The 11,036-nt window shown below is 71.0% G+C and carries 10 protein-coding genes; 3 read left to right on the top strand and 7 right to left on the bottom strand.

Going from position 1 to position 11,036, the window contains the following annotated elements:
- Positions 1-1,035 (bottom strand): glutamate--tRNA ligase (gene gltX, locus ACLL81_RS03865; RefSeq protein ID WP_411287029.1); only part of this gene is annotated, 1,035 nt, incomplete at its 3' end.
- On the opposite strand from gltX, the gene ACLL81_RS03860 reads away from it, so the two are divergent.
- On the top strand, positions 1,013-3,238 hold the full coding sequence (locus tag ACLL81_RS03860; RefSeq protein WP_411287028.1) for a ComEC/Rec2 family competence protein: 2,226 nt from the start codon (positions 1,013-1,015) through the stop codon (positions 3,236-3,238). The two genes, gltX and ACLL81_RS03860, sit on opposite strands and share 23 nt — an antisense overlap.
- 56 nt (positions 3,239-3,294) lie before the next feature.
- Here the strand turns inward: ACLL81_RS03860 and lexA are convergent, their stop codons facing one another.
- The 4 genes from lexA to ACLL81_RS03840 all read right to left on the bottom strand — a co-directional run bounded on the left by lexA (position 3,295) and on the right by ACLL81_RS03840 (position 6,527).
- Positions 3,295-3,984 (bottom strand): transcriptional repressor LexA, encoded by a 690-nt coding sequence (lexA, locus tag ACLL81_RS03855; protein WP_411287027.1) that lies wholly within the window; start codon positions 3,982-3,984, stop codon positions 3,295-3,297.
- 133 nt (positions 3,985-4,117) lie between these two features.
- Positions 4,118-4,906, bottom strand: coding sequence for an indole-3-glycerol phosphate synthase TrpC (trpC, locus tag ACLL81_RS03850; protein WP_411287026.1), 789 nt, complete (start codon positions 4,904-4,906; stop codon positions 4,118-4,120).
- Positions 4,903-5,922: an anthranilate phosphoribosyltransferase gene (gene trpD, locus ACLL81_RS03845; protein ID WP_411287025.1), complete on the bottom strand. Its 1,020-nt coding sequence runs from the start codon at positions 5,920-5,922 to the stop codon at positions 4,903-4,905. Before trpD ends, trpC begins: the two co-directional genes overlap by 4 nt.
- Before the next feature lie 14 nt (positions 5,923-5,936).
- On the bottom strand, positions 5,937-6,527 hold the full coding sequence (locus ACLL81_RS03840; protein WP_411287024.1) for an anthranilate synthase component II: 591 nt from the start codon (positions 6,525-6,527) through the stop codon (positions 5,937-5,939).
- A gap of 52 nt (positions 6,528-6,579) precedes the next feature.
- Here ACLL81_RS03840 and ACLL81_RS03835 point away from each other — a divergent pair, with 52 nt between their 5' ends.
- Entirely contained in the window at positions 6,580-6,786 is a 207-nt protein-coding gene (locus ACLL81_RS03835; protein WP_411287023.1) for a hypothetical protein, read from the top strand.
- Here the strand turns inward: ACLL81_RS03835 and trpE are convergent.
- Positions 6,783-8,318: an anthranilate synthase component I gene (gene trpE, locus ACLL81_RS03830; RefSeq protein WP_411287022.1), complete on the bottom strand. Its 1,536-nt coding sequence runs from the start codon at positions 8,316-8,318 to the stop codon at positions 6,783-6,785. The genes ACLL81_RS03835 and trpE overlap by 4 nt on opposite strands.
- Positions 8,315-10,231 (bottom strand): SurA N-terminal domain-containing protein, encoded by a 1,917-nt coding sequence (locus ACLL81_RS03825; protein ID WP_411287021.1) that lies wholly within the window; start codon positions 10,229-10,231, stop codon positions 8,315-8,317. Before ACLL81_RS03825 ends, trpE begins: the two co-directional genes overlap by 4 nt.
- A 122-nt stretch (positions 10,232-10,353) precedes the next feature.
- Between ACLL81_RS03825 and tpiA the strand changes: the two genes are divergently transcribed.
- Positions 10,354-11,036: triose-phosphate isomerase (gene tpiA, locus ACLL81_RS03820; protein WP_411287020.1), on the top strand; the 683-nt coding region annotated here is incomplete at its 3' end.

Genomic DNA, 11,036 nt, shown 5'->3' with positions numbered 1-11,036 from the left:
GGTGTCGTTCAGCTTGGCCTTCAGCTCCGCGCCGTCGGGGTTGTAGTCCAGCACCTTCTCGAACTGGGTCACCAGCGCCTGGTCGTCGGCGTGACGGATATAGTGGCCGTTGAGGTTTTCCAGCTTAGCGAAATCGAACCGCGCCGCCGAGCGGCCGATCGATGGCAGATCGAACGCGTCGATCATCTCCTGCGTCGAGAAGATTTCCTGGTCGCCATGGCTCCAGCCGAGCCGGACCAGGTAGTTGCGCAATGCCGCCGGCAGATAACCCATCGCGCGGTAGGCCTCGACCCCGAGCGCGCCGTGGCGTTTCGACAGTTTTGCGCCGTCGGCGCCGTGGATCAGCGGGATATGGGACATGTTTGGAATGTCCCATCCCATCGCGTCGTAGATCTGCTTCTGGCGGGCTGCGTTGATCAGGTGGTCGTCGCCCCGGATCACATGGGTCACGCCCATCTCGTGGTCATCCACCACCACGGCCAGGTTGTAGGTCGGCGTGCCGTCGGTGCGCAGCAGGATCAGGTCGTCCAGGTCGCGGTTCTGGAACTTGACCTCGCCCTTCACCTGGTCGGCGATCCGCGTCTCGCCCTCCAGCGGGCATTTCAGGCGCACCACATAGGCCTGGGTCTCGTCGTAGTTGCCGGCGCCGTGGTCGCGCCAGGGCGAGCGGATCACCCGGCCCTCGGCGCGGGCGGCCTCGCGCTCCATGTTCAGTTCCTCGGCGGTCATGTAGCAGCGATAGGCTCCCCCGCGGGCCAGCATCTCGGCCGCCGCGGTCTGGTGGCGCTCCACCCGGGCCGCCTGGAACACCGCCGGCTCGTCGGCCTCCAGCCCCAGCCACGCCAGACCGTCGAAGATCACCCCTACGGCTGCTTCGGTTGAGCGCTCCTTGTCGGTGTCCTCCACCCGCAGCAAGTACTTGCCGCCGGTGTGGCGCGCATAAAGCCAGTTGAAAAGCGCCGTGCGGGCCGTGCCTATGTGCATGGAGCCGGTAGGCGAGGGGGCGATCCGGGTGACGACGGGGCGGTCGGACATCGATCTCGAAGGGTCTGGGGAGGCGTCGGCGCGGGCCGGCGCTTGGGCCGGGGCTCTTAGCACGCCCGCCAGCTCGGCTCCTAACCTGCGGCGGACCCTGGACTGGCTGGGCGACCAGACGGCGCTGCAGGCTGACCGCTGGACCCTGTGGACCCCCGTGGCCCTGGGCCTGGGCTCGGCCGTCTACTTTGGCCTGCTGCGCGAGCCCCAGGCCTGGGTGGCCTGGGTGCTGGCGGGTCTCACCTTGGCGCTGCTGGTGGTGGGCGGCCGCTGGAGCCCGGCGCGGGCGGTCACCTGCGCCCTGGTGCTGGCCGCCTGCGCGCTGGGCGGCTTCTCGGTGGCCAAGCTGCGCACAGAGAGCGTGAAGGCTCCCGTCGCCCCGGCCGGCGCCAAGCCGCAGCGGCTGGAAGGCTGGGTGGTGGACGTAGCCCAACCGGGACAGGGCGGCCAGCGGCTGTTGATCGCCCCGGTTCGGATCGGCGACTGGACCGCCGAGGCCACGCCGATCCGAGTACGGGTGACTCTGCGCCCCGGAACCCCGCTCCCCGGTCCGGGCGAGGCGGTCAGCCTGTTCGCCCTGGTCAATCCGCCGCCACCGCCGGCCAGCCCGGGCGCCTACGACTTCGCCCGCGACGCCTTTTTCGAGAGCGTCGGTGGGGTGGGCCTGGCGCTCGCAGAGCCGCGCCCCTGGACGCCGCAGGTCAGCGCGCCCTGGCGGCTTCGACTGACCATGCGGGTCAACGCCGTTCGCTGGGCTCTGACGCTGCGGATCGTCGAGGCCCTGGGCCCAGAGAGTGGCGGACTGGCCGCGGCCATGACCACCGGCCACGAAGCCTTCATCCCGCGCGAACAGGTGGACGACCTGCGCGCTTCGGGCCTGGCGCACATCATTTCGATCTCCGGCCTGCACATGGCCATCGTCGGCGGGTTCGCCTTCGGCGCAGCCCGACTGGGCGTCGCCGCCTGGCCGTGGCTCGCCCTGCGCGTCCCGGGCAAGAAGCTGGCCGCCATCCTGGGCCTGGCCGCCGTGGGCGGATACCTGGTGCTTTCCGGCGCGCCACCGCCGGCCGAGCGGGCGGCGATCACGGCGGGAGTGGCCTTCTGCGCCATCCTGGTGGACCGCCAGGCGATCAGCCTGCACGCCCTGGCCCTGGCGGCCATGGCCGTCCTGCTGTTGCAGCCGGAGGCGGTGACCGAGCCCGGGTTCCAGATGTCTTTCGCCGCCACCGCCGCCCTGGTGGCCCTGGCCGAGGCCTGGCCGCGCCCCGTGCGCGAGATCGACGTGCCCTGGCCGATCCGCCTAGCCCAGGCCGCGGTGACCTGGACGCTGGCCAGCATCGCGGTGAGCTTCGTGGCCGGGCTGGCCACCGGCCCGTTCGCCATCCAGCACTTCAACCGGGTGGCCACCTGGGGTCTGATCTCCAACCTGGTGGTGGCGCCGATCTCGTCCTTTCTGATGATGCCGGGCTTGGCGCTAGGCGCGGCCCTGACGCCCCTGGGCCTTGGCCAGGCGCCGCTGGAGGTGGCGGGCGCCTCCATCGAGATGATGAACCGGGTGGCGCACACCGCCGCCAGCGCCCCCGCTGCGCAGCTGGTGGTGGCCAGCGCTCCGGCCTGGACGCTGCCGGTGGCCTTCCTGGGCCTGTTGTGGCTGTGCCTGTGGAAGGGTCGGTTAAGGTGGGCAGGGGCGCCCTTCGCCCTGGCTGTCCTGCTGACGCCCCGGCCGGCCGCCCCGGACATCTGGGTGGCGCACGACGGCGCCGCCGTGGCGCTGCGCCAGGGCCGCGAGGCGGTGTTGCTGCGTCCCGACGTAAAGCTGTTCGGCGCCGAGCTGTGGGCGCGTCGGCGGGGCCTCACGCCGCTGATCTCGGAAGCGGCCCGCGACGCCCGCTTCCAGTGCGACGCCTGGAGCTGCGCGCCGGGACCGGGGGCGCCGGTTCGCCTGGCGGCGGCCTGGAACGTCCGGCGGCCCCTGAAGCCCGGCCGCATCGAGGCCCTCTGCGCCTCGGGGGAGGTGGTGATCCTGCGCAACGACTTCCGGCCCGAGGCCTGCGCCGGGCCCCTGGTGCTCACCGGCCATGACTTCGCCCGGGGCGGTTCGGTCGAGCTCTACCGGCGCGCCGGCGGCGGCTGGCGAATGGTCTGGGCGCAGGACCTGCGGGGGCGCCGGCCCTGGACCTGGGGCGTCGATCCCCGACCCTGACACGAAAAACCCCGGCGCTGGGGCCGGGGCTCTAAGTTAGCTTGTCCGCGTAAGCCTCAGTGATAGCGGCGGATCAGGCCCACCAACCGGCCCTGAACGGCCACCTGATCAGGTCCGAAGATGCGGGTCTCATAGGCCGGGTTGGCGGCCTCCAGGGCGATGGAGGCTCCCTTTCGGCGCAGGCGCTTGAGGGTGGCTTCCTCGCCCATCACCAGGGCGACGACGATGTCGCCGGAGTTGGCTGCGTCGGTGCGGCGGATGACCACGAAGTCGCCGTCCAGGATGCCGGCGTTGATCATTGAATCGCCCTGCACCTCCAGGACGAAGTGCTCGCCGACGCCCAGCATGCTCTCGGGCACCGGCATGCGGTCCCGCTCCTGCTGGATCGCCTCGATGGGCGTGCCGGCGGCGATGCGGCCCAGCACAGGCAACTCGCGGGTGTCGTTGGCGGCGGCGGGCGACCCACCGGCCCCGTCGACCAGTTGCGGCTTGAACGGCGACCGGCCCATGGGCGGAGCCGTCGCGGTGGCTTGCTGCGGCAGCTTGATCACCTCCAGCGCCCGGGCCCGGTGCGGCAGGCGCCGCAGGAAACCGCGCTCCTCCAGCGCCGTGATCAGCCGGTGGATGCCGGACTTCGACGCCAGGTCCAGCGCCTCCTTCATCTCATCGAAGGAGGGCGAGACGCCGCTCTCCTTGATCCGCTCATGGATGAACATGAGCAACTCGTGCTGCTTGCGGGTGAGCATGACGGCGACCTCGAAGAACAAAGCACAAACGTTGTTGGATTGTTCTCTAGGTGTTCCGCATTAATGTCAAGTTACCGGGATGTGCGCTGAAAAATCACGGGAACTGCGGCAGACGATAATCGGCCAGGCCGACTCAGTTGAGTAGGGCGCGGGTGGCGGCGGCCACGTTGGCCTGCCGCATCAGGCTCTCGCCCACCAGCATGGCCCGTGCTCCGCTGCGCTCCAGCCGCGCGGCGTCGGCGGCGGTGAAGATGCCGCTCTCGGTCACCAGCAGGGCCCCTGCCGGGGCCGCGGCGGCCAGGCGCTCGGTCACCGCCAGGTCCACATCAAAGCTCTTCAGGTCGCGGTTGTTGACCCCCACCAGGGTGGCGCCGAGCTGCCCGGCGCGGGCCAGTTCGGGCTCGTCGTGGACCTCCACGAGGGCGTCCATGCCGTGCTCGCGGGCCGCGGCCATCAATTCACCGGCCAGACCATCGTCGACCATGGCCAGGATCACCAGGATGGCGTCGGCGCCCAGCGCCCGCGACTCGGCCACCTGCCACGGGTCGACCAGGAATTCCTTGCGCAGGCAGGGCAGGGCGACGGTATCTCGCGCTGCGGTGAGAAAGGCGTCGGCGCCCTGGAAACTCGGGCCATCGGTGAGGATGGAAAGGCAGGCCGCGCCGCCGCATTCATAGGCCCGGGCCAAGGCCGGCGGGTCGAAGTCCCCGCGGATCAGGCCGCGGGACGGGGAGGCCTTCTTGATCTCGGCGATCAGCGCCAGCCGGCCGGGCGCGTGGGCGCGTTCCAGCCCGGCGCGGAACCCCCGTGGGGCGTCGCAGGCCCGGGCGGCGGCCTCCACCTCGCGCAGCGGACGCTGCGCCTTCCTGGCCGCCACATCCTCGCGCTTGTAGGCGGCGATCTTGGCAAGGATGTCGCTCATGCGGCCTGGCGGGTGATGGCGATCAGCCGGTCGAGCGCGGCCTTCGCGCGGCCGTCGTCGATCACCTCGCCGGCCAGTTCAACCCCCTGGCGCAGGGTCTCCACCTGGTCGCCAACCAGGAAGGCGGCCGCTGCGTTCAGCATGACGATGTCGCGATAGGGGCCGGTCGCCCCGTCCAGCAGGTCGCGCAGCGCCTGGGCGTTCTCGGCGGGGGTTCCGCCGGTGAGATCGGCCAGCGCCGCCCGGGGCAGGCCCACTGCTTCCGGCGTGACGGTGAACAGCCGCACCTGGCCATCGGCGTACTCGGCGATGCTGGTCTCGCCCGTAGTGGTCATCTCGTCCATGCCGGCGCCGTGCACCACCCAGGCCCGCTCGGCGCCCAGCGCACCCAGCACCTGGGCGAGCGGCGAAACCCATCGCTCGGCGAACACGCCCACCACCTGGCGCTGGGCGCCGGCCGGATTGGTCAGGGGCCCCAGCAGGTTGAAGATCGTGCGGAACCCCAGTTCGCCGCGGATCGGGGCCACGTGGCGCATGGCCCCGTGGTGGGCGGGGGCGAACATGAAGCAGATTCCGGCCTCGTTCAGCGCCTGCAGCTGGCGCTCGGCGGGCGCCTCGATGTCTACGCCCAGCTCGGTGAGCACGTCGGCGGCGCCGGACTTCGAGGAGAGCGCCCGGTTGCTGTGCTTGGCGACCTTCAGGCCCCCGCCGGCCACCACGAAGCCCACGGCGGTAGAGATGTTCAGGGTGTGCAGGCCGTCGCCGCCGGTGCCGCAGACGTCGATGGTCGGGAACGGCGGCTGCAGGTGGATCGCGGCGCGCCGCATGGACCGGGCGCAGGCGGTGATCTCGCCCATGGTCTCGCCGCGCATCCGCATGGCGGTGAGCGCCGCGCCCACCTGGGCGGGGGTCGGGTCGCCGCGCAGGCAGGCGGAGAAGAACTCCTCCGCGTCGTCCTCGGACAGGGTGGCGCCGTCGGCGAGACGGTTGAGCAACGGCTTGAAGGCGTCGGACATGAGGTCTTGGTTTTTCAGGCCTGGGCGAGGCGTTTGACGCCGGCGATGTCGAGGAAGTTGGCCAGGAGCTCGTAACCGCATTCCGTGGCGATCGATTCCGGATGGAACTGCACACCGTGGATCGGTCTCGTCCGATGCTGCACGCCCATGATCTCGCCGTCGTCGGTCCAGGCGGTGACCTCGAGGTCGGCGGGCAGGTCGCCGCGCTGCACCGAAAGGCTGTGGTAGCGGGTGGCGGTGAAGGGGCTCTTCAGGCCCGCGAAGACGCCCCGGTCGGCGTGGTGGATCGGGCTGGTCTTGCCGTGCATCACCGCCTTGGCGCGCACCACCTCGCCGCCATGGGCCTGGCCGATCGCCTGGTGGCCCAGGCAGACGCCCAGGATCGGCAGGTCGGCCGGCGCGGCGCGCAGCAGCTCCAGGCAGATTCCGGCCTCGTTGGGGGTGCAGGGTCCGGGTGACAGGAGCACGCCCTGCGGCTTCAGTCCCAGCGCCTCGGGAACGGTGATCGCGTCGTTGCGATGGACGAGCGTCTCCGCGCCCAGCTCGTTCAGGTAATGAACCAGGTTGTAGGTGAAGCTGTCGTAGTTATCGATCACCAGGATCATGCGCCCTCTCTAGGGGTTGGCGGCTCCAGCGCCAAGCAGGATGCTCAAGCCCATGGCGATCATCGATTCGGCCCTGGATACGGAGGCGCTGGCCAAGGCGCGGGCGCTGTTGAATCTGCCGGCGCCGCGCCAGCGGCTGTGGCCTGTGGTGGGCGCGGCGGGGTTCTTCGCCGTCTCCGCCCTGGCCTTCGCCACCGCGATGATCCTGGCCCCGCCGCTGACCAGCACGCCCATCGCGGCCGATCGCGCCGTCCGCTAGACGAAGCGCCAGCTCTCCTCGGCCGCGCGGCGCAGCGCCCGCGCCTTGTGCTCGGTCTCGTCGTACTCGGCGTCCGGATCGGAATCCGCCACCACCCCGCCGCCGGCCTGGACGTACATGACGCCGTCCTTGAACAGCGCCGTGCGCAGGACGATGCAGGTGTCCACCGAGCCGTCGCAGCCAAAGTAGCCGACGCCGCCGGCGTAGCCGATGCCGCGCTTCTCGATCTCCAGCTCATCGATGATCTCCATGGCCCGCACCTTGGGCGCGCCCGAGAGCGTGCCGGCCGGCAGGGCCGCCATCACCACGTCCACGGGATCCAGGCCGTCCGGCGCGTCGCCTTCTACATTCGACACCAGGTGCATCACGTGGCTGTAGCGCTCGACGAAGAAGCTGTCGGTGACCCGCACCCTGGGGGCCAACGAGCGGGCGGCCTGCGGCTCGTTGGCGCCGGCCTGCTTGAGCATCGCCACCCGGCCCACGTCGTTGCGCCCCAGGTCCAGCAGCATCAGGTGCTCGGCCCGCTCCTTGGGATCGGTGCGCAGCTCCTGCTCGAGCGCCTGGTCCTCTTGCGGCGTGGCGCCGCGGGGCCGGGTGCCGGCGAGGGGGCGGATGGTGATCTTGCCGTCACGCAACCGCACCAGGATCTCCGGTGAGGAGCCGGCGAGCTGGAAGCCGCCGAAGTTGAGGTAGAACAGGAACGGCGAGGGATTGGTCCGGCGCAGGGAGCGGTAGAGCGCGAACGGATCGCGACCATAGGGCGCGCGGAACCGGTGACTGGGCACCACCTGGAAGATGTCGCCGGCGCGGATGTAGTCCTTGGCCTTCTCGACGATGGCCCGGTAGGCCTCCCGCGAGACCGGGGTGGTGAAGGCGTCGGCCTCCGCCCGGCCATTGCCGATCAGCGCTGGCGTCGGACGCTTCAGGTCGGCCATCACCCCGTGCAGTCGGCCCTGCGCCTGCGCATAGGCCTCGCGGGCCGAGGCCGCGCCGGGCCGCACTGGGGTCACCAGCACGATCTCCTGGGCGATGGCGTCGAAGATGGCGACGATGGATGGCCGGGTCATCACGCCGTCGGGCAGGTCCAGGGGATCTGGGTTGATGTCCGGCAGATGCTCGGCCAGCCGGATCATGTCGTAGCCCATGGCCCCGAACACCCCCGCGGACGGCGGCGGCAGGCCGGCCGGCAGGTCGATGCGCGAGGCCGCGACCAGGTCGCGCAGGCTGTCGAGCGCCCCACCAGGCTGAGCGGTGAAGCGCTCGGCGGCGATGTCCAGCCCCTCGGCGACCTCGGCCTGGTCGCCGCGGCAGCGCCACACCAGGTCGGGGTTCAGGGTGATGATCGAATAGCGTCCTCGCCAGGCGCCGCCCTCGACGCTCTCGAACAGGAAGGCGTAGGGCCGTCCATGGCCGATCTTCAGATAGGCCGAGACCGGCGTCTCCAGGTCGTCGATCAGCCGGGTCCAGACCAGTTGCGGCGCGCCGCCGTCGTAGGTCGGGGCGAAGGCCTCGAACGACGGCTCGACGGTCACTTCGCCTTGCCCTTCTCCGCGGGTTGCTGGACCGGTTCCAGGCCAATGGCGGCGCGGGCGCGGGCGTAGTCGGTCTTGACCTTCAGGGTCTGGCGCGCCGAGGTCCTGGCCGCTTCGCCGATCTCTCGGAAGATCGCCAGGGTCATCTGCGGCCGGCTGTCCTCGGCCATGCGGGCCAGGGTCGAACCCGAGCCGGCGCGAACCGCCTCCACACGGGCCACCACCAGGCCGAACTGGCTGTTGTCGGCGGTGAACACCTCGCCAGGCTTGGCGGCGAAGGCGCGGCCCAGGATGTCGCGGGAGACCTGCTGGTTCTGGCTGGCGGACTGGCGGTCGATGGCGCCCACCCGCACGACGCTGGCGCCGGTGGAGGCGGCCACGGCGTCCAGAGCCTCGCCCTTGCGGACGCGGGCCGAGAGCTCGTCGGCGCGGGTCTGCATGCGCTTGACCACCTCGCGCAGCATCCAGACGCGGGTGAGCTGCGGGCGGACCTCGGCCAACGGCGGCATGGCCGGCGGCATGATCCGCTCTACGCGCACCGCGAAATACTCGCCGTTCCCGGCTTCGGTGACATCGCTCTCGCCGCCGGCGGGCAGGGCGAAGGCGGTTTCGACGATCTTCTGGGTCACGCCCTGGACGGGCTGGTTCTGCAGGTCGCCGCCCTGCTGGCTGATCGGGCCGATGGTGGTGGCCGCCACGCCGGCCTTCTGGGCCGAACCGGCCAGGTCGGAGCCGCCCTGGTGGGCGTCCTCATAGGCCTGGGTCAGGGCATAGACCCGCTCGGCGGCGGCGTCCTTGCGCAGCTCCGCCTCCAGCATCGGGCGGGCCTGCTCCAGGGTCACCAGCCGCCCGGGGGTGGCGGACACGACCTTGACCACCGCCACGCCCAGGTCGCCCTGGACGGGGGCCACCTGGCCTGGCTGCATCTGGAAGGCTGCGGCGCCCACGCGGCGGTCGGGGATCGCGGTCTGCGGCTTGTTCTCATAGGTCAGCGCATCGACGCCTGAGGCGCGAGCCACCGCGGCAGGAGCTTCGCCGGCAGCCAGACGCTGGCCGATCCGCTGGGCGGTGGCCTGGTCCTTGGCGGGGATTTGCACGACGGTGCGGGTCTCGGGCGTCGACAGGGTGTCCTTGCGGAAATTGTAGCGCTTGGTGAGTTCGGCCTCGTCGACGGTCAGGTTACCGGCCACCAGAGCGGGGCTGAAGCGCACGATGGTCAGTACGCGGAATTCCGGGCGGGTAAGCTGGCTGGCGTTCTCGCGCATGAAGGCGGTGAGTTGGGCGTCGGTGGGCGGCGCCGGCTGCGGCACGCTCTGCGGCGAGACCGGGAAATAGGCCAGGTCGCGGCTCTCCATGGCGTAGATCGCGCCCAGGGCGGAATAGGCGCGGGGCACGCGCAGGCCGTTGACCAGGCTGGTGGCCAGGTGCTGCTCGGCCATCTCGTCGCGCAGCACCTGGTCGAACTTGGTGGGGGTCAGGCCATTCTCGCCCAGGCGCTGCTCATAAATCTTGGGATCGAAGCGACCGGAGACCTGGTCGAAGAAGGCGGGAATCTTCTGCAGCTCGGCGATCAGCAGCTTGTCGGAGGGCCGCACGCCGGCGCGCGACAGGAGCTCGGCGAAGGCCTCGCGGGTGGCGACGCCGTCGAGCACGCGGCGGTCGAGGCCGTTGGCGGAGGCCATCTCAGGCGTGATCGGCTGGCCAGCCTGCTGCTCGAAGCGGGTCTTGTAGGTGTCGTACTCGCGCTTGAAGTCGGCGGAGGTCAGGGTGCGGGAGCCCGCCTTGACCACCTGGTCGCCGGCGTTGCCGGTGAAGATGTCGTTGATGCCGAACACGGCGAAGCTGATGATCAGCAGGCCGATGAGCACGGCGGCGACCCAGGACTTGGCGAAGGCGCGGATAGCGGTGAGCATCTATTCCCTTTCCCGGGCACGGGCGAAGCGACGGTATAGTGGAGGCCGCTTTGTCACCGCAAGCGCGTGACAGGCCCCCCGGCATGGCTTACCGCCCCGCCCTCCGACAAAAGTGAGGCCAAATGACCGCTCCGACGCCGCTGATCGTTGGGAACTGGAAGATGAACGGGGTGGACGCGGCGCTGCCGGAAGCCGAGGCCGTGGCCCGCGACCTGGGCGCTAACCCGGCGCGCGTCGCCCTCTGCCCGCCGGCGACCCTGGTCCAGCGAATGGCCGAGCGCCTGGCGGGAACCGGCGTGCTGGTGGGCGGACAGGACTGCCGGGCGGAGGACGCGGGCGCCTTCACCGGGGACGTCTCGGCCGCGATGCTGGCGGACGCCGGGGCGACCCTCGTCATCCTGGGCCACTCCGAACGCCGCGCCGGCTACGGCGAGACCGACGCCCTCGTTGCGGAAAAGGCGCGGGCCTCGCTCAGGGTGGGACTGGAGCCGATCATCTGCGTCGGCGAGACCCTGGAGCAGCGCCAGGCCGGCGGGGCGCTGGCGGTGGTGACCGGGCAGGTGAGGGGCTCGCTCCCCGCCGAACTGGCCGGCCGCGCCTTCGCCGTGGCCTATGAGCCGGTCTGGGCCATCGGCACGGGCCTGACCCCCACCACGCCGCAGATCGAGGAGGTCCACCGGGCGATCCGCGCCACGCTCACCGAGATGTTCGGGCAGGCGGCCGACCGCGCGCCGATCCTCTACGGCGGGTCGGTGAAGCCCTCCAACGCCGCGGAGATTCTCCAAGCCGCCGAGGTGGGCGGCGC

Origin of the sequence: Phenylobacterium sp., from assembly GCF_046590535.1 — a bacterium.
Taxonomy (GTDB): Bacteria; Pseudomonadota; Alphaproteobacteria; order Caulobacterales; family Caulobacteraceae; genus Phenylobacterium.
This window is presented reverse-complemented; position numbering and strand designations above follow the sequence as displayed.

What these genes read in the sequence shown, in the direction of transcription:
- ACLL81_RS03840 (WP_411287024.1), bottom strand. Translation starts at nt 6,527, where the DNA reads ATGATCCTGGTGATCGATAACTACGACAGCTTCACCTACAACCTGGTT.
- lexA (WP_411287027.1), bottom strand. Translation starts at nt 3,984, where the DNA reads ATGCTCACCCGCAAGCAGCACGAGTTGCTCATGTTCATCCATGAGCGG.
- ACLL81_RS03825 (WP_411287021.1), bottom strand. Translation starts at nt 10,231, where the DNA reads ATGCTCACCGCTATCCGCGCCTTCGCCAAGTCCTGGGTCGCCGCCGTG.
- trpC (WP_411287026.1), bottom strand. Translation starts at nt 4,906, where the DNA reads ATGAGCGACATCCTTGCCAAGATCGCCGCCTACAAGCGCGAGGATGTG.
- ACLL81_RS03835 (WP_411287023.1), top strand. Translation starts at nt 6,580, where the DNA reads ATGGCGATCATCGATTCGGCCCTGGATACGGAGGCGCTGGCCAAGGCG.
- trpD (WP_411287025.1), bottom strand. Translation starts at nt 5,922, where the DNA reads ATGTCCGACGCCTTCAAGCCGTTGCTCAACCGTCTCGCCGACGGCGCC.